Consider the following 26,125-nt stretch of genomic DNA (forward strand, 5'->3'; position numbering starts at 1 on the left):
CTGGGTGGCATGACCGGCATGACCTATGACGAGCGGCTGACCGCGCCGCGTTCGTGGTGGCTGCTCGCCTTCGGCGCGGGTGTGTCCCTGGCGCTGATCCTGCTGCCCTTCGGGGCGCTGCCGCTGCTGGGCGGCCTCGTCGGGGGCACGGCGGCCGGAGCGGTCGCGGTGAGCTCGTACGGCTCGGCGCGGCTGCGGGTGGTGGCCGGGTCGCTGGTCGCGGGCGACGCACGGATCCCGGTGGGCGCGCTCGGCGAGGCGACCGTGCTGGACCACGAGGAAGCGCTGGCCTGGCGCTCGTACAAGGCCGATCCGCGCGCGTTCATGCTGCTGCGGTCGTATGTGCCGACGGCCTTGAGGATCGAGGTCACCGACCCCGCGGATCCGACGCCCTATCTGTACCTCTCCACCCGGGCCCCCGAGCGGCTGGCCGCCGCGCTGCGGGAGGTGCGGACCGCCTGAGGCGTCCGCGGCGGCCTCAGCCGTCCGCGCCGGGCTCGCCGGCCCCCAGGGCGGACGGCGGCTCCTCGGCGGAGAGCAACGCCCAGGGCACCTGCCGTTCGCGCAGGTCCTTGCGGATCTGCTCGGCGAGTTTCCTGGTGTCGCGCCGGTTCATCACGGCGCCGACGGCCGCGCCGACCATGAACGGGGCCAGCGTCGGCAGATTGCGCAGGCTGCGCTTCATGAGCTGCTGGCGCAGCTCGCGCTTCATCCGGCCGCCGAGCGCCACGTTCAGCGTGGACGGCTTGGAGAAGTCGATCCCGCGCCGCTCGGTCCACTCGGCGACGTACATCATCGCGCGCTGCCGCAGCGTGCCCGGGGCGCGCAGCCCGTAGACCTCGTGCAGCTCGGCGATGAGCTTGTACTCGATCAGGGCGACCCCGATCGTCTCGCTCGCCAGTTCGGCGGGCATGGCGGGCGGAGTCGGCAGCATGGCGGCGGCGCCGATGCCGGCGCCGACCGTCGCGGTGCCCATCGTGGCGGCGTTCACGAGCTTGTCCGCCAGCTCCTCGGGCCCGAGCCCGGGGAAGTGCCGGCGGAGCGTCTCCAGGTCCCGTACGGGTATCCGCGGGGCCGCCTCGAGGAAACCCTCGGCGAGGGTCGTCAGTGCCGCCCTGGCGCGGGCACGCCCGCGGGCGGCACGGCTCGGAGGCCCGGCCTGGGCGTCGTCGACCGCCGGTTCCTCCGATGCGCCCGCGAGCGAGGCCGCGCGGCCTCGCTCGTCGTCGCTGTCCACGATCCCGGTGTCCCGTCAGGCCGCGCAGTCGCGGCAGATCGGGTTGCCGTTCTTCTCCGAGGCCAGCTGGCTGCGGTGGTGCACAAGGAAGCAGCTCATGCAGGTGAACTCGTCGGCCTGCCGGGGCAGGACCCGGACCGAGAGCTCCTCGTTGGAAAGGTCGGCACCGGGCAGTTCGAGGGACTCGGCCTGGTCGAACTCGTCGACGTCCACCGTGGACGTGGACTTGTCGTTCCGGCGGGCCTTCAGTTCCTCGATGCTGTCTTCGTTGACATCGTCGTCGGTCTTGCGTGGTGTGTCGTAATCAGTAGCCATGTATCGCTCTCCCCCTCTGGGTGTCTGCGGTGTCTCCAGCGCACGTAACGCATGGGAGGCCGGTCTTGTGCCCGGCCCGAAGCGGAGATTTTGCCTTACATCAAGTGCCGTTACTCAATCGACACCCAACCGCACCCCCGAAGAGGTGATCGGATCCACTGCCGGTCATGACCGGAAAGGGCCGTGTTGTCGCACCTTGCTCACGCCTCCACGTGTACTTCCCGTGATCATGACCTGCGGAAACATGGATTTTTCCGCTCTTTTCCCGGACTTGCGATCACGCAGCGTACCCGCGGCCGGAATCGTATGTGTAATCGCTCACAGCATGCCGCCGCCGGGATCAGACCGCAAAATTCAGCGCAAAGCGAACACGGCCCCGGGAGTGTCGAGGAACGCCTCCCGGGTACCTCAGACGGGGATCGCGACCCGCATGACCAGGCCACCTCCCTCGCGGGGCACCGCGGAAATGGTGCCTCCGTGGGCCCGGGCCACCGAGCGCGCGATCGACAGGCCGAGTCCCACGCCCTTGTCGCTCCCGGTCCGTTCGGTGCGCAGCCGCCGGAACGGCTCGAAAAGGTTGTCGATCTCGTACGCCGGGACGACAGGGCCGGTGTTGGTGACCGTCAGCACCGCGAGACCCGGTTCGAGGCCCGCGGTGACCTCGACCCAGCCGTTCTCGGGGACGTTGTAGCGGACGGCGTTCTGCACGAGGTTGAGCGCGATGCGCTCCAGCAGCACGCCGTTGCCCTGCACCACCGCCTCGTGCAGTTCGCTGCGGAGCGCCACGCCCTTGGCGTCGGCCTCGCTGCGGGTCTGCTCCAGGGCCTGGGAGGCCGCCTCGGCCACGTCCACGGGCTTGCGGTCCACGATCTCGTTGTCGCTGCGGGCGAGCAGCAGGAGGCCCTCCACGAGCTGTTCGCTGCGCGTGTTGGTCGCCAGCAGGGTCTTCCCCAGCTGCTGGATCTCCGGACCGGCCGCGGAGTCGGACAGCTGGACCTCCAGCAGGGTCCGGTTGATCGCCAGCGGGGTCCGCAGCTCGTGGGAGGCGTTGGACACGAAGCGGCGCTGCGCGTCGAAGGACCGCTCCAGCCGTTCCAGCATCTCGTCGAAGGTGTCGGCGAGCTCCTTCAGCTCGTCGTCCGGCCCGTCCAGGTGGATACGGCGCTTGAGGTCGGAGGAGACCACGGCCTGCGCGGTGCGGGTGATCCTGCCCAGCGGGTACAGCACGCGGCCCGCCAGCAGGTACCCGAAGGCGAAGGCGAGGACGGCGAGACCCACCAGGGCGAACAGCGACCGCCGCAGCAGGGTGTCGAGCGCGACCTCGCGCTGGTACTGCATGCAGGCGTTGATGGCGGCCGTGAAATCGTCGCTCGACCCCGTTACCGGCAAATCACAGCTGGCCGTCGTGGTGCGCACCTGACCGCTCACCAGCCGGAAGGGCAGCATGTTGCCGTCGTGCAGGGCCTGTGCGGCCAGCAGGTAGATGATCCACAGCAGGATGACGCCGGCGATCAGGAACATGCCGCCGTAGAGCAGGGTCAGCCGTATCCGGATCGTGGGGCGGAACAGCGGCACGCGACCGGCCGGCGACGTCGGCTCCCACGTGGGCTTCGGTGGGACGCGCGGCGGGGCCGGGGGCGAGGACGCCTGCGACGAGGACGACGGCCGGGGCGAGGGGGACGCCGGGGAGGTGGCCACGGCGCATCAGATCCGGTAGCCGGAGCCGGGCACCGTGACGATCACGGCGGGCTCGCCGAGTTTGCGGCGCAACGTCATGACGGTGACCCGGACCACGTTGGTGAAGGGGTCGGTGTTCTCGTCCCAGGCCTTCTCCAGGAGCTGTTCCGCGGACACCACCGAGCCCTCGCTGCGCAGCAGCACCTCCAGCACCGCGAACTCCTTGGGCGCCAGGTGCACCTGCCGTCCCTCGCGCACGACCTCGCGGCGGTTGGGGTCGAGCCGGATGCCCGCGCGCTCCAGCACCGGCGGCAGGGGGGCGGTCGTCCGCCGGCCGAGCGCACGCACGCGGGCGATCAGCTCGGTGAAGGCGAAGGGCTTGGGCAGGTAGTCGTCGGCGCCGAGCTCCAGGCCCTCGACGCGGTCGCTCACGTCGCCGGCGGCGGTGAGCATCAGGACCCGGGTGGGCAGGCCGAGCTCGACGACCTTGCGGCAGACGTCGTCCCCGTGGATCACGGGCAGGTCCCGGTCGAGGACGACGACGTCGTAGTCGTTGACCCCGATCCGCTCCAGAGCCGCTCCGCCGTCATAGACGACGTCCACGGCCATCGCCTCGCGGCGCAGTCCCGTGGCCACCGCATCGGCGAGCAGCTCTTCGTCCTCGACGACCAGTACGCGCAAGGCGCCGTTCCTTCCGTGAACATTCCCAGCGGCCTGTGCGCAGGCCGAACGCGTCTCCATCCTGCACCTGGAGGCCGTAAACCGGCGGTAAGAGCGCGTCCCCGGGCGGCGCGCGACGGACCCGCCACCCCGCCCGGAGGCGTCACCGCACGTGACGCGTGCCACACCGTGCGCACCGGCGAGCGGCATCCGCGCCGGTCGCGGCCGCGCGCGGCGCGGAGGGGAGGACAGCACGGAATTCCCCGGGTTGCGGAGGTTTCCGCTCCGGCAGGCCTGGGGAGGACGACTGCACACCCCCGATCGCGCCCCCTGGGCGTTCGCAGTCGACTTGTGGCGACAGCCGTCGCGTGATCCGCGGGGACCTCGGAACGACCTGACCGCAGCCGATCGACCCGTACCCACCCACACCCTGTGTCACCTATCGACGACGAGGGGGCGCCACCTGATGGACGCATTCACCACTGGCATCCTGCAGCGCATACACAGCACTGAGTCGGACCTGCTCGCCGCCCGGGAGGCGGGGGACGAGTTCCTGGCCGAAGTCGAGGAGGCCGAACTGGCCGATCTGCGCCGCCTCGCCGCCGACCACGGCGTACAGGTGCTGCCCAAGATCGCCTGAGGCATCCGGACACAAGCGCAACGCCCCGGACACCGGACAAGGTGCCGGGGCGTTCGCGCGCCCCGGCACCCACCCGGTCAGTCGTGCCAGGCGCCGAGCTCCTCCAGGAGCGCCTGCAACGGCTCGAAGACCCCCGTCGGCGCCGCCACCGTCAGCTCCCGCGACAGCGGCTCCCCCGGGCGGCCCCCGGTGAGAGCGCCCGCCTCGCGGACGAAGAGGTCGCCCGCCGCGTAGTCCCAGATGTTCAGCCCGCGCTCGTAGTAGGCGTCGAGCCGGCCGCAGCCCACGTCGCACAGGTCGATGGCGGCCGATCCGGCCCGGCGGATGTCCCGCACGCGCGGGATCAGCCGGCGCGCCACCTCGGCCTGCCCGGTGCGCACCTCGGTGCTGTACCCGAAGCCCGTGCCCACCAGCGCCTGCTCGAACGGCGGCGCGGGGCGCGGCCGGGCGCGTACGTCGCCCACCCACGCGCCGCGGCCGAGGACGGCGCGGTAGCTCTCGCGCCGCATGGGCGCCTCCACGACGCCGACGACGGTCTCGCCGTCGACCTGGGCGGCGATGCTGACCGCCCAGCCCGGCAGGCCGTAGAGGTAGTTCACGGTGCCGTCGAGGGGGTCGATCACCCAGCGGATGCCGGTGGTGCCCGGCGCGCTGGCGCCCTCCTCGCCGAGCAGTCCGTCGTCCGGCCGGCGCTCGCCGATGAAGGAGGCGATGAGCTTCTCCGCGGCGATGTCCATCTCGGTGACGACGTCGATCGGGCTGCTCTTGGTCGCGGCCACCCCGAGGTCGGCCGGGCGGCCGTCGCGCAGCAGCTCCCCGGCCCTGCGGGCGGCCTCCACGGCCACGGCCAGGAGTTCGTCCTTCAGCTGGTCGGTCACGGTGCTCCTTGTGCTGCGGATTCTGTCGGTGTCGGTGTCGGTCACTCGGCGCCCGCCGCGGCGGGACGCGGGCTGCGGGCCGGGCAGCAGCCCACCGGGCAGACGTCATGGCTCGCGCCGAGCGCGCCCAGCGCGCAGCGTTCGGGGGTGAGGCCGCGCTCGGCCGCGGCCCGCTCCAGGGCCAGTTCGCGCACGGCGGCGGCGAACCGGGGGTCGGCGCCGACCGTGGCCGAACGGGCCACGGGCAGCCCGAGCTCGGCGGCCTTGGCGGTGGCCTCGGTGTCGAGGTCGTAGCGGACCTCCATGTGGTCCGAGACGAAGCCGATCGGCACCATGACGGCGGCCGTCGCCCCGGAGGCGTGCAGTTCCTCCAGGTGGTCGCAGATGTCGGGCTCCAGCCACGGGATGTGGGGGGCGCCGCTGCGGGACTGGTAGACGAGCTTCCACGGCCGGTCGACGCCGGTGGCCTCGCGGACGGCGTCGGCGATCACCTGGGCGGCGTCCAGGTGCTGGGCGACGTAGGCGCCGCCGGACCCGTCCTTGGTGTGCGCTTCGACCGGGCCGGAGGTGTCGGCGGCGGCGGTGGGGATGGAGTGCGTGGTGAAGGCGAGGTGCGCGCCCGCGCGCGCCTGTTGCGGCAGTTCGTCGAGCGCGGCCAGCACACCGTCGACCATGGGCCGCAGGAAGCCCGGGTGGTTGAAGTAGTGGCGCAGCTTGTCCACCCGCGGCACCGGGCGGCCCTCGGCCTCCAGCGCGGCAAGGGAGTCGGCCAGGTTCTCGCGGTACTGCCGGCAGCCGGAGTAGGAGGCGTACGCGCTGGTGGCCAGCACCAGGATGCGGCGGTGGCCGTCGTCGGCCATCTCGCGCAGGGTGTCGGTCAGATAGGGCGCCCAGTTGCGGTTGCCCCAGTACACGGGCAGGTCGAGGCCGTGCTCGGCGAAGTCCTTGCGCAGCGCCTGGAGCAGGTCGCGGTTCTGCGCGTTGATGGGGCTGACCCCGCCGAACAGGAAGTAGTGCTGCCCCACCTCCTTCAGGCGTTCGCGCGGGATGCCGCGCCCCCGCGTGACGTTCTCCAGGAAGGGGACGACGTCGTCCGTCCCCTCGGGGCCGCCGAAGGACAGCAGGAGCAGTGCGTCGTACGGAGCGGCGGTGTCGGCCTCGGTGTGATCGGACATGTCTTTGATCCTCCCACCGCCCGCAGACGGCCGCGGAACGGCACGGACCGCACCAAGGGCGGCGGCGGGCGGCCGGAAAATCGCTTGCGCTCCGTTTGTAAGCTGTGATGAGCAGCCACATTCCTTACCAGTGCCAGTGCACCCCGCACCCAAGTACATCGGCGACGAGGCCGAGGAGCGCCCCTTGCCCAGTCCCTATCGCGCGATCTTCTCCGCCCCCGGGACCAGGGGCTTCGCCGCCGCCGGCCTGATCGGCCGGATGCCGCTGTCCATGCTCGGCATCGGGATCGTGACGATGATGTCGCAGGTCACCGGCCGCTACCGGATCGCGGGCGCGCTCGCCGCCGTACTGGCCCTGTCGGGGGCGGCGCTCGGGCCGCAGGTCTCACGGCTGGTGGACCGGTACGGGCAGCGCAAGGTGCTGCGCCCCGCGGCCGGCATCACGGTGCTGGCCGTCGCCGCGCTCCTGGTGTGCGTGCGGGAGGGGACGCCGGACTGGACGCTCTTCGCCTGTGTCGCCGTCGCCGGGCTGACGCCGAGCCTGGGCGCCATGGTGCGGGCGCGGTGGGCGGCCATCCACGGGGGCTCGCCGGACCTGCTGCACACCGCGTACTCCTTCGAGTCCGTGGTGGACGAGATCTGCTTCATCGTGGGCCCGATCCTGTCCATCGGGCTGTGCACCGTCTGGTTCCCCGAGGCCGGCCCTCTGCTGGCCGCGCTCTTCCTCGCCGCCGGCACCTTCCTGCTCACCGCGCAGCGGTCCACCGAGCCGCCGCCGCACCCGAGGGAGCAGCACACGCGGGGCTCCGCGATGAGCTCGCGCGGTCTGCAGGTCCTCGTGGTGACCTTCGTGGCGACCGGGGCGATCTTCGGCGCGGTGGACGTCACCACCGTGGCGTTCGCCCAGGAGCAGGGCCACAAGGCCGCGGCCAGCCTCGTTCTCGCCGTGTACGCATCAGGATCTTGCCTCGCGGGAGTCCTTTTCGGCCTGATGAGACCGCGCGGTACGGCCTCGCGTCGCTTTTTGCTGGGCGTGGGGGCCATGGGCGTGAGTATGATCCCGCCACTACTGGTCGGGAACTTGCCGTTCCTGGCCGTGGCGCTGTTCGTCGCGGGCCTGTCCATCGCGCCGACGATGGTCACCACCATGGCGCTCGTCGAGCAGTTGGTACCGCGCGCGAAGCTGACCGAGGGCATGACGTGGACGAGCACGGGGCTCGCGGTCGGTGTGGCGCTCGGGGCCTCGCTCGCCGGGTGGGTGATCGACGCGGCGGGGGCCCGGGCGGCGTTCGCGGTACCCGCCTCCGCCGCGGCACTCGCCGTGGTGGCGGCCTTCCTGGGGTACCGCCGGCTGGAGCCGGCGCCGGAGCTGGAGGGATCGCGTACGCATGGCTACGACGAACAGAACCGCCGGGAAGGCCACATGGCATAACTGGGCGGGCAACGTGCGGGCCGTCCCGGCACGGGAGGTGTCCCCGGCCTCGGTGGAGGAACTGGCCGCCACCGTGCGGAAGGCGGCCGAGGACGGCCTGCCGGCCAAGGCCGTCGGCACCGGGCACTCCTTCACCTCCGCCGCGGCCACCGCGGGCGTCCTGATCCGCCCGGAGCGCATGAGCTCCATACGCTCCCTCGACCGCGCGGCGGGGACCGTGACCGTCGAGGCGGGCGTCCAGCTGAAGCACCTGAACGCGTTCCTCGCCGCCGAGGGCCTGTCGCTCACCAATATGGGCGACATCATGGAGCAGACCGCGGCCGGGGCGACCAGCACCGGCACCCACGGCACCGGCCGCGACTCGGCCTCCATCGCCGCCCAGATCACCGCACTGGAACTGGTGACGGCCGACGGCTCGGTGCTCACCTGCTCCGCCGAGGAGAACGCGGACGTCTTCGCCGCGGCCCGGATCGGGCTGGGCGCCCTCGGCGTGGTCAGCTCGCTCACCTTCGCGGTGGAACCGCTCTTCCTGCTCACCGCGCGCGAGGAGCCGATGCACTTCGACCGGGTGCTCGCGGAGTTCGACCAACTCGTCGAGGAGAACGAGCACTTCGAGTTCTACTGGTTCCCGCACACCGACGGCTGCAACACCAAGCGCAACAACCGCAGCCAGGGTCCCGCCGCGCCGGTGCCCCCGGTGCGCGGCTGGCTGGACGACGAGTTCCTGTCCAACGGCGTCTTCCGGGCCGCCTGCGCGGTGGGCCAGGCCGCGCCGTCGCTGATCCCGGGGATCGCGCAGGTCTCCAGCCGCGCCCTGTCGGCGCGCACGTACACCGACATCCCGTACAAGGTCTTCACCCACCCGCGCCGGGTGCGCTTCGTGGAGATGGAGTACGCCGTCCCGCGGGAGGCGGCGGTGGAGGTCCTGCGGGAGCTGAAGTCGATGGTCGACTCCTCGGCGCTGCGGATCAGCTTCCCTGTGGAGGTACGGGTCGCGCCGGCGGACGACATCGCGCTGTCGACGGCCTCGGGGCGCGCGAGCGCCTACGTGGCGGTCCACATGTACCGGGGAAGCCGGTACCAGGAGTACTTCACCGCCGTGGAGCAGATCATGACGGCGCATCAGGGCCGTCCGCACTGGGGCAAGGTCCACACCCGGGACGCCGACTGGTTCGCCCGGGCGTACCCGCGTTTCGGTGAGTTCACCGCGCTGCGGGACCGGCTCGACCCGGACCGGCTGTTCCGCAACGACTACCTGCGGCGGGTGCTGGGGGCGTAGATCGCAGAGCTCCAGTTGTGGAGATTTCGTAACGGCCCCCGGCCAACTCCCTTGACCCGCTCAAAGTTCGACGGCGCGGCGCCCCATCGGCGTGGCCCAAATGGAGTACTGTGACAAATCCTGGCTCCGGGGGGAGACGGCGCACTTCATCCCGGGGTGCTGTCGAGCGACCCGGAGACACGTGACGCCGAGTGATGCAGTTGGTCACTCAGCGTTGCAAAGAGGTAACCGTGCCATAACGGCGCGTCACGGCACATGCCCGACACGCCGGGAAACTCAGCAAGGTTGTGGCAGGCTGCACCCGGGCAGGTCACACTCGTCCATCGGGAGCAGCGACGCACGTGACGTCGGCAGGCACCACCCGGGAGGTAACCGTGCCCGAACTGCGTGTCGTGGCCGTCAGCAACGACGGCACACGACTGGTGCTCAAGGCTGCCGACAGCACGGAGTACACACTCCCGATCGACGAGCGCCTGCGTGCCGCCATCCGCAACGACCGGGCGCGGCTGGGCCAGATCGAGATCGAGGTCGAGAGCCACCTGCGCCCGCGCGACATCCAGGCGCGGATAAGAGCGGGCGCCACCGCCGAGGAGGTCGCGCAGCTCGCCGGCATCCCCGTCGAGCGGGTGCGGCGCTTCGAGGGCCCCGTCCTCGCGGAGCGGGCCTTCATGGCGGAGCGGGCGCGCAAGACCCCGGTCCGCCGTCAGGGCGAGAGCACCGGACCGCAGCTCGGTGAGGCCGTCGCCGAACGGCTGCTGCTGCGGGGTGCCGAGAAGGACTCCGTGGTCTGGGACTCCTGGCGGCGCGACGACGGCACCTGGGAGGTGCTGCTGGTCTACCGCGTCGCCGGCGAGCCGCACTCGGCGAGCTGGACCTACGACCCGCCGCGGCGGCTGGTCCAGGCCGTCGACGACGAGGCCCGTGCGCTGATCGGCGAGGCCACGCAGGAGCCCCAGGAGCCGAGCTACCCCTTCGTGCCGCGGATCGCCCGGCTGCCGCGGGACCGGGCGCTGGAGCGGCCGGAGCGCGCGAGCGGCGCCGAGGAGCGGGCCGAGGAGGAACGCGACTCCCTGACCAGCCTTCTGGAGGCCGTGCCGAGCTTCCGCGGCGACATGGTCGTCCCCTCGCAGACCGCGTCGCCCGCGGCGCCGGAGATTCCCCCGGCGGCCGCCGCGGGGACCGACGGCGTGGTCGACGACCCCGAGGCGGAGGAGGCCGCGCCCCCGGCTCCCGCCGCGAGCGCGGGGTCGGCGTACGCGGACGTTCTCATGCCCCGGTCCGTGGGCGCCCACCGGGACCGGCTGGTCGGCTCCACCGACCGGCAGGCCGAGGCGGACGGGGTGCGGCCGGGACGGCGGGCGACGGTCCCCAGCTGGGACGAGATCGTCTTCGGGAGCCGGCGCAAGAAGCAGGACTGACCCGGCCGCACCGCCGCCGGCGCACGGGATGTGATGGAGCGTCACCGGGCGGGTCCGTGAAGACCGCCCGGTCTCCCACCCGCCCCCGGGCCGGTGCCTCGCGGGGCCACGCGAGGTGCCGCGCCGTGGGCGGGCAGGTGGGAGACCCGGGCCTCAGCCCGGCTGGGGGCCCGTCGCGACGGGCCGGCCGGTGTGCGACCACTCGCTCCAGGAGCCGACGTACAGGGCGGCGGGCACACCCGCCGCGGCGAGCGCGAGCACCTCGTGGGCACCGGAGACGCCCGAACCGCAGTAGACCCCGACCGCGGTGCCCTCGGCGGCACCGACGCCCAGGAAGCGGGCGGCGAGGTCGCCGGGCGGGAGGAACAGCCCGGTGGCGGGGTCGACGTTCTCCGTCGTGGGGGCGCTGACCGCACCCGGGATGTGCCCGGCGACGGGATCGACGGGCTCGACCTCACCGCGGTAGCGCTCGGACGCCCGCGCGTCGAGCAGTACGCCGCCGCGGGCCAGTTCCGCCGCGCCGTCGGCGTCGAGCAGCGGCAGCCCGCCGGGGACGGCCGTGAAGTCCCCGTTCTCGCCGGCCGGGACGTCCGTCTCCAGGGGAAGCCCTGCCGCCGTCCAGGCGGAGAGGCCGCCGTCCAGCACCCGTACCCGCTCGTGCCCGGCCCAGCGCAGCAGCCACCAGGCGCGGGCGGCGCCCCAGCCCTGCCAGTCGTCGTAGACGACGACGTCGCGGTCCCGGCCGACGCCCGCGCGCCGCATGGCGGCCGCGAACACCTCCACGTCCGGCAGCGGATGGCGGCCGGCGTCACCGGGTGCCCCGGCGAGTTCGGACTCCAGGTCGACGTAGTGCGCGCCGGGCAGGTGGCCCGCCGCGTACTCGGGGCGTCCGGGCGGCCCGCCCATCCGGTAGCGCACGTCGAGCAGGACCGGCCCGCCGTCTGACGCGCCCTTCGGCTGCGCGGCCAATTCGGTTACGGTAATGACAGGATGCATAAGCCCATTGTGGTCACCCGGCGCGGGGACCCTGCGGCGCGGCCCCCGTAGCGGCGCGCCCTGTGGTGCGAGCATTGCTGTGGTACCTCCTCCGCACCCCCGAGCGCCGCTTCCAGGAGAGAACCGATGACCGAGGTAGGGAACCGCCACCCGCACGGGACACCGTGCTGGGTCAGCCTGCTGGCACGCGGTGTCGAGGCCACGCAGGAGTTCTACGGCCACCTGTTCGGCTGGGAGTTCCACCCCGGTCCGTCCTCGCTGGGCACCTATGTGCGCGCCACGCTGGACGGGAAGAGCGTGGCCGGCATCGGCGAACTGCCCCGGGACCGGCATCTGCCGCACGCGTGGACCACGTACTTCGCCGCCGACGACGCCGACAAGACCGCCGAACTGGTCCGGGGTTGCGGCGGCACGGTCGGCGTGGGCCCGCTGGACGCGGACGACGCGGGGCGGCTGGCGATCGCCCTGGACCCGCTGGGCGCGGTGTTCGGGATCTGGCAGGCCGTCCGCCACCGGGGCATCGAGACCTCCGGCGAACCGGGCTCGCCCGTCTGGAACGAACTGGTCACCCGTGAGTCGTCGATGGTCGCCGCCTTCTACTCGCTGGTCTTCGGCTTCGAGACCCAGCACATCGTCTCGACGGACTTCGACTACCTCACCCTGCAGCTCGACGGCCGCCCGGTGGGCGGCATCCACGGAGTCGGCCAGGGTCTGCCGCGCGATCGCGGCGCGCATTGGATGGCGTACTTCGAGGTGGCCGACACCGACGCGGCGGCCCGCCAGGTGGTCCAGCTCGGCGGCAGCGTCCTGCGCGCGCCGCGCGACTCCGCGTACGGGCGGGTCGCGACCGTCACCGACCCCGAGGGCGCGGTGTTCACCCTGATCCGCACCGAGCCGCTGCCGGCCTGAGCCGGTCCACCGGCCGTCTCGCGGGCGGCGCGCACGGCCCCCGGCGGTCAGCCCGTGCCCGCGTGCGCCGGCGCGCTCTGGACCGGGACGAAGGCCTTGTGGCCGAGGATCCCGGTGTCGACGGTGCCGTCCTCCTCCGCGTACCAGCGCCAGTGGGCGCCCGGGACGTCCCCGATGGCGAGCACGATCCAGCCGCCGTCCCGGGAGGAGAGCCGGGCGAGCGCTGGCAGGTCCTTCTCGGCGGGCGGCCGGGCCAGCACGAGGACGCCGGTCACGGGGCCGGTGCGGGTGGCACTGCGGATGAGGCCCGCGCCGACTTCCGGCGCGGGGACGGCCATCGGGGACCGGGATCCGCCGCTGACGTCCTCCAGGCCGGGGACGCGCAGCAGTCCGTGCTGGGCGTGCAGGTCGGGCAGTACGGTACGGGCCGGGTCGACGGCCACCACCGTCAGCTCGTCGTCCCGGCCCGCGCTCTCCAGCAGGCTGCGCACCATCGCCGCCAGGGTGTCCCGGGCCACCGGCAGGTCGCCGAGGATGCTGAGGGTCCCGTTGAGCTGGCCGAGGTCGACCAGGACCTGGGCGTGGCCGCGCTCGGTCACACCCACCCGGGCCAGGAGCGGGAGGGGCAGGCCGCCGGCCAGGTCACCGTCCTCGACAGAGGTGGGAACTCCCGCGCGCTCCCAGCGGGTTGCGTCGAGGGCGTTCCACCCTTGCGGGGCGGGCTCGGCGGAGGTGACGGCGGCGAGCATCTTGGTGGGGAGGGCGAGCACGCTGTAGACGCGGGTGCTGCCGGTGCCGTTGCCGGTGCCGGGCGCGGCCGACAGCTCGCGCAGGGTGTGCCGTACGACGGCGAGCGTGCGGGTGTCGGTGACCAGGGAACGTCCCAGGGCGGCCCGGCGCCGGCGGCGCAGGGCTCGCTGGGCGGCGCGCGGCAGGCGCGGGCGCAGCACCCGGGCGGCGGCGCGCACGGCGGTGCCGGCGCGGCGGGCGATCCGGGCCAGGGGACGGCGGGCGGTGATGAGGACGGTCAGCAGGGCGAGTCCGACGCCGCCGAGAACGAGAGGGCCGACCGGAATCCGCGCGCCGGCGGCGGCCGTGACGGTGGAGGTGTGTCCCGGGATCAACACCGCGGGGGCGGCCGTGACCCCGGGCAGGCGCGGAGCGGAGCCGGGGGCGTCGGGGAGCGCGCGGCCGATGTCGAGGCCGAACCGGTCGCGGTCGCCGAGGGTGCGCTCGGCCATGGTGAGCAGGGTCTGCGCCTGCCCGCCGTTCCGCTCGGGGAAGGTGACGGCGTGGTACCCGACGCCGTCCGCGGCGTCCGCGGTGACGGCCACCGCGCCGGCCGCACGGGCCGGGGCCGCCGACGCCGTCCGCGCGGGCAGCAGGGCGGTCGCGGCGACGGCGGTCCCGAGGGCCAGGACCAGCGCGGCCGCTGCGCGGGTGGCCGAATCGTGTGCGGAGCGCAATCCCCATCCTCCTGAGCAGTTCCCGCCCGCAACACTACTGTCATGAACAGTTCACTCGGGCGGGGGAAAGTTGAGTCGTGAACTGAGCCTAGCCATACCGGAGTTACTCCTGGCACGGCCGAGTGATGAACGATCGGGGAAGGGCGGCCGCGCTATGGCGAGACGGCACACCAGCGGGTGGGAAGCGCTCGGTTTCGGCAGCGACCCCACCCCGGGCGACCCGGAGGCCATCCGCACCCTCTCGCGGACGTACCGGGACCTCGGCGACCAGGCGGACCAGGCCTACCGGTTGCTCGGCACCGACGCGGCGATCCGGCACGGCAAGGGCCAGGCGATGGCCGCCCTGCAGGACAAGATCAAGGACATGCCGCGCTTCCTGGACCGGACGCGGACGTCCTTCCACTCGGCGGCCGACGCGTACTCCGTCTACGCCGGTGTGCTCGCCGAGGCGCAGAGCCTGCTCGACCGGGCGATCGACCAGGGCGGGCCCGTCGCGACGACCGCCTCCGTCGTCGTCCCCGACCTGCCGCAGAACGCCACGCCCGAGGAGACGACCAGTCACGGCGAGCGGGTGACGGAGGTCAGCAACGCCAAGTCGGAGCTGTCCGCGGCGACGGCGCTGGCCCAGCAGGCCCAGCAGATGCGCGCGGACGGGTCCGCCGCGGCGTCCCGGGCCCTGGACGAGGCGGCCGACCAGGCCATTCCGGCACGGAACATCTTCCAGAAGATCGGCGACTGGCTCGCCGACCACCCCATCTTCGAGATCATCATCGGCATCTTCGCCGGGCTCGTCGCGATCTTCTTCCCGGTGGTCGGCATCCTGATCGGTGCCCTCGCCTTCGGACTGTCGGTGATCCGGATGGTGTCCCAGGGCCATCTGGAAATAGGCGAGTTGATCGTCGGCCTGCTCACCATCGTCCCGGGCGGGGTACTGCTGGGGCAGCTGGGCAGGCTCGGCAACGTCGTCTCGAAGTTCGCGCCGCTGGGCAAGGCGCTGGCGACGGCGGGCCGGGGTGCGGGCACCATGTCGGCAGCGGTCAAGGGCTGGATGAAGACCTCGACCTTCACCCGCAAGGTGCTCACCCCGCTGGGCCGGGGCGTCAACTACGACGGACTCAAGGTCAGACCGGCCTTCGTGGTGACGCAGAAGGCGGTCGCGGAGGGAACCACCGAGTTCGCGCTCGGCGCGACCGCGACCGTCATCTCGGACCTCGCCGCGGGCAAGCAGCTCGACGCGGGGAGGATCCTCGCCGGCGCCGCGGTGGGCGCGGCCGTCGGCGGCGGCTTCGCCGTGCTCGGAGGAACGAAGTTCGCCAACAACCTCAAGGACGCCTTCACCACGGAAGGCAAGTTCAAGAGCAACATCGGCAAGGCGTTCTCCGCGTCGAGCTTCACCCCGGGCAGCCTCCTGCACGTCAACGGCCGGGAGATGCCGCAGAAGACCGGCTTCCACGGCATCACCAGCAAGACCGAGGGCGACCAGACCACCGGCGCGCTGAAGACCAAGGTCACCACGCCGGACGGCACGACGACCGAGACCAAGACCGAGCCGCCCACGCCCAAGCCGGCCGCGACCGCGGACGGCAACCCGCCGCCGGAGCCGAAGACCACGACGAAGACCACCACCCCGGACGGCTTCACCTCCAAGACCTCGGGCGGCACCAACACGATCGAGAGCCCTCAGGGCGACAAGGTGACGTACAACGGCACCCAGACCAGTGTGGACACCCCGGCCGGGAACGGCTCGCACCTCACCACCACGCTGACCGACCACGGGTTCAGCACCGCGAACGGCCCGTTCGGCGGGGGCGTCACCCAGGGAGCCGACGGCACGGTCGCCTTCAGCGGCACCGTGGAGGCCGGGACGCACGGCCCGAACCCGCCTGCCTTCACGGTCGGCGCGGGCGGCGACATCCACACCGGGGGCCTCACGGTCCACGACGTGGGCGGCACCACCACGGTGTCCGGGGACGGGGTCTCGGTGCAGCACCAGGGCCAGGTCACCTCGGTGTTCCACGGCGCTCCCGGCAATCCCCCGGTGGTCACGCACGACGCCGGGGCCGGGGCGGGCGGGACCGTCGACGTCAATCTGGCCGGGCACCACGTCACGGCTCCCGCGGACGGCATCGGCGGCGGAGTGGACCTGCCGGGCCACCAGCACGTCGCACCGCCGCAGGCCGGCGGCGGTGTCCCGGTCCAGGACAACGGGGTGACCGGCACGCTCCATCCGGACGGCACCGTGACGGTGAGCTCGATCGGCGGGCCGGCCACGCACCTGAGCGGCGACGGCTTCACGGTCGTCCCCGACCCCCATTCCCCGCACACCACCGTGCAGTTCGACAGCAGTGCCGGGCATTACGGACTCGATTCCGCGGTGCACGTGACGACGCAGGGCGGTCCGTCCGTCAGCGCGGACAGCGACGGCATCGTGACCGTGCAGGGCGGCCCGGGCGGGGGCGGGGGCACGGCGTTCTTCACTCCGGACGGCGTCACGCTCACCGGCGCCGACGGTGCCCACTTCAGTGTCGGCCAGGACGGCGCCTTCACCACCGGCGGCATCGACCGGGGCGCGGACGGCACCATCACGACGGGCGGCACCACCGTCCACGCGGACGGCACCGCCGACTTCACCCAGGGCGGGTTCCAGTACCACGTCGGCCCGGACGGTGCGATCACCCCCGTCCCCGGCCAGACCGGCCCTCCGGGGCCGGACGGCGTCCCCACCCAGCCCCCGCCACTGGCGCAGGCGGCCCCCGGTCACCCGGTGACCCACGGCAACCTGACGGTCTCCGTGGACGGCCACGGAACGCCGACGGTCGGCGTGCGGGGAACGAGCACCGTGGACGGCGGCGGGCACGTCGTCACCACGACGGCCTCGTTCTCCGGCGGCACCACGACCCTCGACTCCGGCGGGTTCCACGTGACCACCGGCCCGAACGGCACGACCGCCACCGGGCCCGGGTTCACCGCGCACAGCGGCCCCGGCGGCATCACGGCGGGAGCTCCCGGCGCGCCGCCGGCGGTGTCGGTGACGCTCGGCCAGAACGGCGGGGCCACGGTCGCCGTCGGCGGCAGCACGACGACGCTCGGCCCGAACGGCGCCACCACGCACGTCAACGGCGGCCTGGTGGCCACCGGCGACGGCACGGTCTCCAGCGCGCCGGTCGGGCAGGGCACCACCGTCGACAGCGGCGCGGGCGGCGCGGCCGCGACCGTGAACGACGGCCAGGGCGGCGCGTTCACCGTCCGCCCCGGCACGGACGGCGCCCACCACCCGACCGCGGACATCACCCACCCCGACGGTCAGGGCAACCCGGTCCGGGCCCAGGTGGGCGGGAACGGGATCAGCTCCCAGGGCGTCACCGTGCAGGCCGGGCCGGGCAACAACGGCGTCAGCTTCCGCCAGCAGGGCGCCGGCGGGACCACCACCACCACGACCTCCTCCGCCGACGGCTCGGTGCACGTGACCGGCCCCGACGGCACCGTCGAGGCCGGCGGGCAGTCGGTCACCGTCACCAACACCTCCGGGCAGAGCGTCAGCAGCGACCACGGCACGGTCACGGCGGCCGGCAACGGCCACACCACCACGCTCACCCCGGACGGGAACGGCCACTTCACCACGCGGACGGTCGACGACAGGTCCGGCACCGGCCACACCGTCGACGGCAACGGTCAGCTCAGCGTGGAGAATTCGCCCAGCGGGGCGACGATCACGGCGACGCACGACGGCGGTGCGGTCCACACCCCGCCGGGCAAGGGCCCGGCGTACATCGGCGGCCCCCCGCTCGTCGGCGGCGACAACACGCTGACCAACGGGGCGGCCGGCACCACCGTCACCACCCAGGGCGCCCACTCCTACGCCGCGCCCGGCAGCACCGTCACCCACAACGGCGACGGGCACGTGACCGTCGAACACGGCGCGGGGACCGGGAGTTACAGCCCCGGCGGTGTCACACACCTGGGCCCCAACCCGAACGGCCCGGTCGACGCGCACGGCAGTCCCGTCGACACCGGCGGCAACCCGATCGGCAACGGACCGGGGCAGACGCCCGTGTCCACCGTGACCGGCGACGGCCAGGGCGGCGTCACCGTGCGGACGCCCGGCGGGGGCCCCACCATCCACCACACCGGCGGTTTCGGCGGCCGGTCCACGGTGGACACCGGCAACGTCACGGTCACCAAGTCCGACAGCGGCTTCCCCAACGCGACCACACCGGCCGAGAAGTCCGGCGTCCTGCCCGGCAAGGACAGCCCCTTCGCCCCGCAGGGACCGCCCGCGACCTTCACCGTCGGCGCGAACCACCCGGGCGGCCCGACCGTGCAGGTGCCGATCTGGGGCGGCGGCTCAAGCGTCACCAGCGGCGGCCTCCACGTCGGCCACACCGGCAACGGGACCTTCCAGGTGGGCGGCCCGGGCGGCGCGGGCGACTCCGTCACCGTACGGCCCGACAACAGCCTCGTCGGCGGCCCCGGCGTCCATGTCACCGACCACCCCGCCGTCACCCCGCCGCCGGGGCAGCAGGGGCCGTCGGTCCCCGCCCACCAGACGGCCACGCTCAGCGACGGCACCACGGTCACCACCCTCGGCGGTCCCGCCGCGTTCACCCCGCCCGGCGGGGCCCCCGGCACCACCGTCGACCACGGCACCGCCACCACCACCGACCCCGGCAGCGGTGTGACGATCACCCAGAACCCGCACGGCTCGGCCGACTTCCGGTACGCGGGCAACGGCGAGACCAGCACGCTGCACGTCGGCCACAGCGGGGTCACCGGGTCGGTGGACAGCAACGGCACCACGCACACCTTCACCGCGGGCGACAGCAGCGCCGTCACGGTCCGGGACGCGGGCGGCACCAAGGTGGCCGGCATCGACGGCTCCGGCGGCTTCACCGAGCAGCACTCGCCCGTGGACGACTACGACTTCAACGTGGGCAGCACCCTGAAGCCCGACGACTACCGGGAGTTCGCCTGGGAGGCCGCCCGCGGCGCGCTCAAGGGCGTCATCCAGAACTTCTCCGTCGCCGGTGTCCAGATCGCCCTGGGCGCGGACCCCACGACCGCGCTGGAGAACGCCGGCCTCGGGGTGGGCACCTCGGTCGCCAACGGCGTCACCAACAAGCAGCTGGAGAACAGCCACATCTTCAACACGAAGGGCCCGGAGGTCCTTTACACCGACATCCCGGTGAAGTTCATCAACACCGCCAACGACAACCAGAACCGGGAACTGCTCAACCCCCCGCAGCCGGAGGGCCCGGTGTCGCTCACCCCCGAGGAGCTCGCCCACATCCGGGCCGAGCAGAGCGGGCAGACCCCGGGCCACTGACCCGACCGACCCGCCCGCACCACCAGGAGAGGACCAGCCCCCATGCCCCAGTTCGACGTCAAGACCGAGATCACCGACTCCACGTCGGCGACGGTCACCAACGAGTACGACCAGGCCATCGCCCAGCTCCGCAAGATCAAGACCGATATCGACAACCTGCTGGCCGACGGCTACCGCACGCCCGCCGCCGAGACGAAGTTCCGCCCCTTCTTCGAGTCCTTCCACAAGGGCTACAACGACGTCATCGAGGGCCTCCCCGGCATCTCCCAGTACGTCAAGAGCGTCGGCGAGGGCTTCACCGAGACCGACAACCAGCTCGGCAACAGCCTCCCCCACTGACACCCCGAAGGGGCGGACGGGCCGGACATGCCTGCGGTCCGGCCCGTACCGCTCCGCCCGTTCGCTCCGGAAAGAACCGAGGATCAGCCCCATGCGCCTGACCGTCACCGTCGTCGACCCGGATCCCCGGTCGGGCCGGGCGGCCGACATCGTGATCGACACCGAGCCCGGTGTCCCGGTCGGCGAACTCGCCGGAGAGATCGCCCGGTCGGTGCGCGGTACGGCTCCCGACGACGACCCGCCCGCCCTGTACGCGGGCGCCGAGCGGCTTCCCGGGGAACAGGCCGTGGCCGCCGCCGGACTGCGCGCGGGCGGCCTGCTCTCCCTCGGGACGCCGCTCGACGTGCCGCGGGGCGGCCAGGAGCCCGAGGGCGTGGCCGAGCTGCGCGCCATCGGCGGCACGGGCGCCGGATCGGTGTTCCGGCTGCCGCCGGGCAACTTCGACATCGGCTCCGTCGCGACGGCCCGCGTCCGCCCGCCCGCGGGCGACCTCCCCGCCGTCGCCGCCCATCTCGTCGTCGCCGTGAACGGCGGCGTCTCGGTACGCGCCGCGCACGGCCAGGCCCTGCGGCTGGACGGCACCGAGCTGACCGGCGGCGACGACTGGCGGGACTGGCCCGTCGGCGGCGTGCTCACCTGCGGGCCCGTCCTGCTGGAGCGGGCCGCACCCACCGCGCCCGACGCCGCCGTGGTCCCCTCGGCCGACGGGACCGGGCTCGACTACAACCGGCCGCCCCGGCTGCTCCCGCCCGCCCCGAAGAACCGTTTCACGCTGCCACGGCCGCCCGGGAAGCAGGCCCGCAGCAGACTCCAGCTGCCGATGATCTTCGCCCCGCTCGTCATGTCCGGTGCCATGACGGCGCTGACCGGCAACTCCCGCATGCTCCTGTTCGGCCTGCTCTCGCCGGTCATGGCCCTGGTCAGCCAGCTCACCGCCAAGCGGCGCGGCAAGGAGACGTACGCGGAGCAACTCGCCGTGTACAAGGAGACCAAGGCCGAGCTCGACCAGGAGGTCGAGGAGGCGGTGCTCGCCGAACAGGCCGCCCGCCGCGCGGCCTGCCCCGACCCGGCCACCGCCCTGCTGATCGCCGCCGGCCCCCGGCGCCGGCTGTGGGAACGCCGGTGGCGGGACGACGACTTCCTGCTGCTCCGGTTCGGGGTGGCCGACCGGCCCGCCTGGGTCGAGCTGGACGACCCCGCCGAGGCCGAGCACCGCCGCCGGGTCACCCGCACCACGCACGCCGTGCCCGTCGCGGTCCCGTTCCGCGAGGCGGGCGTCGTGGGCCTGGCCGCCGACGTACGGGCCTCCGACGCGGCGCTGCGGGTCGGCGGCGCCCCCGCCGACGGCAGCGGCGCCGACATCATGGCGTCCCTGGCACGCTGGCTCGTCGCCCAGGCCGCGGTCCTGCACAGCCCCTCCGACCTGCGGATCCACGTGCTGTCCGGCTCGTCGGGCGCGGACCGCTGGTCCTGGGTCCACTGGCTGCCGCACTGCGCACCGCAGGGCGAGGACACCGTGAGCCTCGTCGGCTCCGGCGCCGAATCCCTGGGGCGCCGTGTCGCCGAGCTCAGCGCGCTGATCGCCGCCCGCAAGGCCGCGGGCCGCAACGCCCCGCGCGGTGGCGCCGCCGGGGAGCCCGACGTGCTCGTGGTCCTGGACGGCGCCCGCCGGCTGCGCGCCCTGCCCGGTGTCATCCAGATCCTCCGCGACGGCCCCGAGGTCGGCGTGTACGCGCTCTGCCTGGACGACGAGGAACGGTTGCTGCCCGAGGAGTGCCAGGCCGTCGCGGTCGCCGGGGTCGGCGGTCTGTGGATCCGCCAGGCCGGCGTGGAACCGGTGACCGGCGTCCTCATGGACGCGCCCGAGCCCGCCTGGTTCACCGGCGTCGCCCGCGCGCTGGCTCCCGTGCGGGACGTCGGCGACGACGGCGAGGAGGGCCTTCTGCCCACGTCGGCGCGGCTGCTGGACGTCCTCGGCCTGGAACCGCCCACCGCCGAGGCCGTCGCCGCCGGGTGGGCGGTGTCCGCGCGCAGCACCAGGGCCGTCCTCGGGGAGGGCGTCGACGGGCCGTTCGCCGTCGACCTCAAGGCGGACGGGCCGCACGGATTGATCGCCGGCACCACCGGCTCCGGCAAGTCCGAGCTGCTGCAGTCGCTCGTGGCGTCGCTGGCCGTCGCCAACCGGCCGGACGAGCTGAACTTCGTCCTCGTCGACTACAAGGGCGGCAGTGCCTTCGCCGAGTGCGAGGACCTCCCGCACACCGTCGGCATGGTCACCGACCTCGACACCCATCTCGTCGAGCGCGCCCTGACCTCCCTCGGCGCCGAACTGCGCCGCCGTGAGCACATCCTGGCCGACGCGGGTGCCAAGGACATCGACGACTACACGGACAAGCGCGCCCGCCGCGGCGAACTCGGCCCGATGCCGCGACTCGTCCTGGTCATCGACGAGTTCGCCTCCATGGTGCGCGAACTGCCCGACTTCGTCTCCGGACTCGTCAACATCGCCCAGCGCGGCCGGTCGCTCGGCATCCACCTGATCCTCGCCACCCAGCGCCCCTCCGGCGCCGTCACCGCCGACATCCGCGCCAACACCAACCTGCGGATCGCCCTGCGCACCACCGACCCGGCCGAGAGCCGCGACATCATCGACGCCCCCGACGCCGGGCAGCTCTCGCCCCGCACCCCTGGTCGCGCCTACGCCCGGCTCGGCCACGCCGTCCTGCTGCCGTTCCAGACGGGCCGGATCGGCGGCCGCCGCCCCGACCTCACCGCCGCCGCCGAGGGCGGCCACCCGGCTCCCCTCGTCACCGAACTGCACTGGGAGGAGCTCGGCGACCCGCCGCCCACCCGCCGCGGGGACGGGGAGCAGCGCACCGTCCAGACCGTCACCGACCTCGCCGTCCTGGTCCAGGGCATCGGGGCGGCCACCGAACTGCTGGGCATCCCCGAGCCCCGCCGCCCGTGGCTGCCGCCGCTGCCGGACTCGTACGCGCTGCCCGAGGGCGGCGGCCCGTCCTACGACGCCGAAGGCCGCCTCACCCCGGTCGTGTTCGGCCAGGTCGACGTGCCCGCGGAACAGGCCAGGACCGATCTCGCCTTCGACTTCGACCAGATGGGCCACCTCCATCTCATCGGCGCCCCGCGCAGCGGCCGCTCCCAGGCGCTGCGCACCCTGGCCGCCGCCGTGGCCCGCGACCACAGCACCGCCGACGTCCACCTCTACGGCCTGGACTGCGGCAACGGCGCCCTGCAGGCACTGGCCGGGCTGCCGCACTGCGGTGCCGTCGTCGACCGCGGTCAGGTCGAGCGCGTCGTCCGGCTGCTCAACCGGCTGGTCGCCGAACTGAACAGCCGCCGGGCCCAGCTCGGCCGCGGCGGGCTCGCCGACCTCACCGAGCTGCGCCGGCGCCGCGGCCCTCTCAAGCGCCCGCCCCACCTGCTGGTCCTGGTGGACCGCTTCGAGGCGTTCGAGCGCGACTTCGGCAGCTACGACCAGGGCAGCGTCATGGAGAAGATGCTCCTGCTGCTGCGCGAGGGCGCCGCCGTCGGCATCCATCTCGTCCTGACCGGCGACCGGATCCTGACCTCGTCCCGGTTCGTCTCCACCACCGAGGACAAGCTCGTGCTGCGGCTCAACGACCGCAACGACTACTCCGCCGTCGGCGTGCCCTACCGGGAGATACCCGCCGAGCTGCCCGCCGGCCGCGCCATCCGACTCAAGGACACCTGCAGCGTCCAGATCGCCCTCGTCGACGCCGACCCCAGTGGCGCGGCGCAGGCGGCCGCCCTGGACCGGATCGCCAAGCTGACCGCCGAGCGGGACCGGGCCGTGCCGGCCCAGCTCCGCCCGTTCCGGGTGGACGTGCTCCCCGACCGGTTCTCCTTCGAGGACGCCCTGGCCCGTGTGCCCCGGGACGCCTCCCCGTTGTGGGCGATGGTCGGTGTGGGCGGCGACGAACTGTCCGCCGTGGGCACGGACCTGGCTGCCGTCCCGACGTTCGTCATCGCCGGCCCGCCCCGCTCGGGGCGCAGCACGGTCCTGCTCACCATGGCCCGGTCGCTGCTCGCCCGCGGGAACAAGCTGGTCGTCGTCGCGCCCCGGCCGTCCCCGCTCCGCGCGCTGGCCGGCCGGCCGGGCGTCGTGGACGTCCTCACCGACCCGGACGTGGCCCTGGCCGACTTCCGCAGGGCGCTGCACGGTGTCGACAGCCCGACCGGTGCCATCCTGCTGGACGATGCCGACATGCTGGCCCACTCCGAGATCGACTCCGACCTCACCACCTTCGCCCGCGGCGCGGCGGGCGACGGCTGGGGCCTGATCGCGGCCGGCAACAACGAGGCGTTCCTCAGCAGCATGACCGGCTGGCAGGTCGCGCTCCGCCGCAACCGCTGCGGGGCGATCCTGGCCCCGCGCAACCTCAGTGACGGCGAACCCGTCGGCGCCCGGCTGCCGCACGGCCTGCTGGGGGCCGACCCCGAACCCGGCAGGGCGTACCTGCACCTCGGCGACGGCAAGTACGTCACCGTGCGCGTCCCCGAGCCGGGCGGCGCGCGCTGATCACGGCGACGGGCCCGGACCTCCCCCGAGGACGTCCGGGCCCGTCGCGCTTCCGCCGCTCAGGACGGGGTGATCACGCCGAAACTGAACGTCGAGGTGATCGCGTCGAACACGTCGTACAGCGGCTCGGCCAGCGGCAGGTTCGGGCTGGAGCAGGTGATGACCAGTACCTGCCCGCTCTCGTCCGGGAACGGCACCACCGTGTGCATGATCAGCAGCCGGGTCCTGATCCCGTGCGCGACCTCGGCCTCCTCGATGCCCTTCACCCGGCCCACCGGCCCGATCCCCGGAAGCTCCACGGTGCCGAACGTCCGCGTGGTGCCCTCGCCCTGACGGCCGCCCGCCGCCGAGAACTCCTTGCTCAGGTCCTGCAGCGAGAAGCTCCGCCCCGGCGGCGGCGTGACCTTGAAGATCATCACATTCGCCATCAGCAGGCCGTCCTCGTACATCGTGAACGTGCCGGCCGCGTACACCGCCCCGCGCCGCCGCGCGCCCTGCGCGATCCGCCGCACCGTGCGGAAGGTCTCGTTGACCCGGTCCCGCTCCGCCTTGTCCGGCGTCTGCCTCAGCAGCGCGGCCCGGATGCCGGCCAGTGCCTCGCCGGACAGGTCGTACTCCACCCAGCCGTCCGGTATCCGAAGGCCGAAGGCCAGGGTTCCCTCAAGGGCCATCGCCGCGTGCTCCTCTGTCGTTCCCGTGTGGGCCGGTGGTGGGGTCGGCTACTTCGCGGTCAGGGAGTCCGCGCTCTGGTTGTCGTAGTCGGTGAACGCCTTGACGATCTGGTCGCAGGCCTCTTTGAGCTGGTTGCCCTGGCGCTTGAGCTGGGTCCGCCCGTCGCTCCACGCGCTCTCGAAGTTGCCGCCGGAGTGCGCCAGCGGCGCCCCCACGGCCGTCTCGTCGAAGCCCGTGGGCTTGGTGTCGATGAGTTCCATCACGCGGCCCAGGAGCCCGCTCAGATCCTCCAGCTCGTCACCCGGAATCTGGATCTCTGCCATGGGGGCCTCCCTCTCGGCCGACGGGGACGCGGTACATCGCCGTCAAGAACCTAGTGGCCGCAGGTGAGTTCGGGTCCCGGCGCGGTTGAACCCCGCCTGAATCGTTGTCAATCTCTATGCGCACGGCGGACGATGAACGCGCGCACGGGCCCCGCGCCGTCCGGCGGGCCTCAGTCGGAGGCGACCGGCAGGACGTCCGGCGAGAGGGCGGAGGCGCGGGCCGAGGCGGCGGTCACCCGGCGGCGGTGGTGCCGGCGGCACAGGACCTCGTAGCCGATCTCGTCCCCCGGACCGTGCACGTCGCCGACGACCACCTGGGCGCCCGCGACGACCATCTCGCCGCCCACCGTACGGGCGTTGTGCGTGGCCCGCGCCCCGCACCAGCACAGGGCCTCCACCTGCAGCTGCTCCAGCCGGTCCGCCAGCTCGACCAGGCGCTGCGAACCGGGGAACAGCCGGGTGCGGAAGTCGGTGGTGATGCCGAAGGCGAAGACGTCCTTGTCCAGGTCGTCCACGATCCGGGCGAGCTGGTCGATCTGCTCCGGCGCCAGGAACTGCGCCTCGTCGACGATCACGTAGTCCGCCTTGCCGCCCCTGGACAGCAGGTCCACGACGTAGCCGTACAGGTCCATCCCCTCGGCGGCCTCCACCGCCTCCGTGACCAGGCCCAGCCGCGACGACAGCTTCCCCTCCCCCGCCCGGTCGTCCCGGGTGAAGATCACGCCCTGCAGTCCCCGCGCCGAACGGTTGTGCCCGATCTGAAGCGCCAGTGTGCTCTTTCCGCAGTCCATCGTTCCGGAGAAGAACACAAGCTCAGGCATGAGA

20 protein-coding genes are annotated in these 26,125 nt (G+C 73.2%); 9 read left to right on the top strand and 11 right to left on the bottom strand.

Going from position 1 to position 26,125, the window contains the following annotated elements:
- The first annotated feature begins 9 nt into the window (after nt 1-9).
- Nucleotides 10-462 carry a DUF3093 domain-containing protein gene (locus tag ABZ883_RS13855; RefSeq protein WP_360905827.1) on the top strand — a complete coding sequence of 151 codons (453 nt, stop codon included), beginning with the start codon at nt 10-12 and terminating at the stop codon, nt 460-462.
- 16 nt (nt 463-478) lie between these two features.
- Here ABZ883_RS13855 and ABZ883_RS13860 read toward each other — a convergent pair whose 3' ends face one another.
- The 4 genes from ABZ883_RS13860 to ABZ883_RS13875 form a co-directional block, all read right to left on the bottom strand.
- Nucleotides 479-1,237: a hypothetical protein gene (locus ABZ883_RS13860; protein WP_360905828.1), complete on the bottom strand. Its 759-nt coding sequence runs from the start codon at nt 1,235-1,237 to the stop codon at nt 479-481.
- Between the two features lie 15 nt (nt 1,238-1,252).
- The gene (locus ABZ883_RS13865) at nt 1,253-1,552 is read right to left on the bottom strand and encodes a DUF4193 domain-containing protein (RefSeq protein ID WP_319659100.1); all 300 of its coding nucleotides are present in this window, start codon (nt 1,550-1,552) and stop codon (nt 1,253-1,255) included.
- A gap of 408 nt (nt 1,553-1,960) precedes the next feature.
- A complete protein-coding gene (locus ABZ883_RS13870) occupies nt 1,961-3,127 on the bottom strand; it encodes a HAMP domain-containing sensor histidine kinase (RefSeq protein WP_360905829.1) in 1,167 nt (388 codons plus the stop codon).
- 129 nt (nt 3,128-3,256) lie between these two features.
- A complete protein-coding gene (locus tag ABZ883_RS13875) occupies nt 3,257-3,910 on the bottom strand; it encodes a response regulator transcription factor (RefSeq protein ID WP_360905830.1) in 654 nt (217 codons plus the stop codon).
- Nucleotides 3,911-4,355: 445 nt separating this feature from the next.
- Between ABZ883_RS13875 and ABZ883_RS13880 the strand changes: the two genes are divergently transcribed.
- On the top strand, nt 4,356-4,529 hold the full coding sequence (locus ABZ883_RS13880) for a hypothetical protein (RefSeq protein ID WP_319659104.1): 174 nt from the start codon (nt 4,356-4,358) through the stop codon (nt 4,527-4,529).
- 77 nt (nt 4,530-4,606) lie between these two features.
- On the opposite strand, the gene ABZ883_RS13885 is transcribed toward ABZ883_RS13880, so the two are convergent.
- A complete protein-coding gene (locus tag ABZ883_RS13885; RefSeq protein WP_360905831.1) occupies nt 4,607-5,407 on the bottom strand; it encodes an inositol monophosphatase family protein in 801 nt (266 codons plus the stop codon).
- Nucleotides 5,408-5,448: 41 nt separating this feature from the next.
- Nucleotides 5,449-6,582, bottom strand: coding sequence for a ferrochelatase (locus ABZ883_RS13890; RefSeq protein ID WP_360905832.1), 1,134 nt, complete (start codon nt 6,580-6,582; stop codon nt 5,449-5,451).
- A 184-nt stretch (nt 6,583-6,766) separates the two neighbouring features.
- Between ABZ883_RS13890 and ABZ883_RS13895 the strand changes: the two genes are divergently transcribed.
- From ABZ883_RS13895 to sepH, 3 genes are all read left to right on the top strand, one after another.
- On the top strand, nt 6,767-8,014 hold the full coding sequence (locus tag ABZ883_RS13895; protein WP_360905859.1) for an MFS transporter: 1,248 nt from the start codon (nt 6,767-6,769) through the stop codon (nt 8,012-8,014).
- Nucleotides 7,971-9,293 (top strand): D-arabinono-1,4-lactone oxidase, encoded by a 1,323-nt coding sequence (locus ABZ883_RS13900; protein ID WP_360905833.1) that lies wholly within the window; start codon nt 7,971-7,973, stop codon nt 9,291-9,293. Before ABZ883_RS13895 ends, ABZ883_RS13900 begins: the two co-directional genes overlap by 44 nt.
- A 341-nt stretch (nt 9,294-9,634) precedes the next feature.
- Nucleotides 9,635-10,711, top strand: coding sequence for a septation protein SepH (sepH, locus tag ABZ883_RS13905; protein WP_360905834.1), 1,077 nt, complete (start codon nt 9,635-9,637; stop codon nt 10,709-10,711).
- Between the two features lie 153 nt (nt 10,712-10,864).
- On the opposite strand, the gene ABZ883_RS13910 is transcribed toward sepH, so the two are convergent.
- Nucleotides 10,865-11,707, bottom strand: coding sequence for a sulfurtransferase (locus ABZ883_RS13910; protein ID WP_360905835.1), 843 nt, complete (start codon nt 11,705-11,707; stop codon nt 10,865-10,867).
- Nucleotides 11,708-11,833: 126 nt separating this feature from the next.
- Here ABZ883_RS13910 and ABZ883_RS13915 point away from each other — a divergent pair, with 126 nt between their 5' ends.
- Nucleotides 11,834-12,616, top strand: a complete 783-nt coding sequence (locus tag ABZ883_RS13915; RefSeq protein ID WP_360905836.1) for a VOC family protein — start codon at nt 11,834-11,836, stop codon at nt 12,614-12,616.
- A gap of 47 nt (nt 12,617-12,663) precedes the next feature.
- Here ABZ883_RS13915 and ABZ883_RS13920 read toward each other — a convergent pair whose 3' ends face one another.
- Nucleotides 12,664-14,082: a hypothetical protein gene (locus ABZ883_RS13920; RefSeq protein WP_360905837.1), complete on the bottom strand. Its 1,419-nt coding sequence runs from the start codon at nt 14,080-14,082 to the stop codon at nt 12,664-12,666.
- Nucleotides 14,083-14,236: 154 nt separating this feature from the next.
- Between ABZ883_RS13920 and ABZ883_RS13925 the strand changes: the two genes are divergently transcribed.
- The 3 genes from ABZ883_RS13925 (at nt 14,237) to ABZ883_RS13935 (ending at nt 24,305) form a co-directional block, all read left to right on the top strand.
- The gene (locus ABZ883_RS13925) at nt 14,237-19,405 is read left to right on the top strand and encodes a hypothetical protein (protein WP_360905838.1); all 5,169 of its coding nucleotides are present in this window, start codon (nt 14,237-14,239) and stop codon (nt 19,403-19,405) included.
- 42 nt (nt 19,406-19,447) lie between these two features.
- Nucleotides 19,448-19,744: a WXG100 family type VII secretion target gene (locus ABZ883_RS13930; RefSeq protein WP_360905839.1), complete on the top strand. Its 297-nt coding sequence runs from the start codon at nt 19,448-19,450 to the stop codon at nt 19,742-19,744.
- Between the two features lie 91 nt (nt 19,745-19,835).
- Nucleotides 19,836-24,305 carry an FtsK/SpoIIIE domain-containing protein gene (locus ABZ883_RS13935; RefSeq protein WP_360905840.1) on the top strand — a complete coding sequence of 1,490 codons (4,470 nt, stop codon included), beginning with the start codon at nt 19,836-19,838 and terminating at the stop codon, nt 24,303-24,305.
- Between the two features lie 59 nt (nt 24,306-24,364).
- On the opposite strand, the gene ABZ883_RS13940 is transcribed toward ABZ883_RS13935, so the two are convergent.
- The 3 genes from ABZ883_RS13940 to ABZ883_RS13950 form a co-directional block, all read right to left on the bottom strand.
- Nucleotides 24,365-24,976 (bottom strand): hypothetical protein, encoded by a 612-nt coding sequence (locus tag ABZ883_RS13940; protein ID WP_360905841.1) that lies wholly within the window; start codon nt 24,974-24,976, stop codon nt 24,365-24,367.
- Between the two features lie 48 nt (nt 24,977-25,024).
- Entirely contained in the window at nt 25,025-25,300 is a 276-nt protein-coding gene (locus ABZ883_RS13945; protein ID WP_360905842.1) for a hypothetical protein, read from the bottom strand.
- Nucleotides 25,301-25,470: 170 nt separating this feature from the next.
- On the bottom strand, nt 25,471-26,121 hold the full coding sequence (locus tag ABZ883_RS13950) for a thymidine kinase (protein ID WP_360905843.1): 651 nt from the start codon (nt 26,119-26,121) through the stop codon (nt 25,471-25,473).
- Nucleotides 26,122-26,125: the final 4 nt, after the last annotated feature.

The sequence above is a fragment of the Streptomyces sp. NPDC046977 genome, from assembly GCF_040644455.1.
Taxonomy (GTDB): domain Bacteria; phylum Actinomycetota; class Actinomycetes; order Streptomycetales; family Streptomycetaceae; genus Actinacidiphila.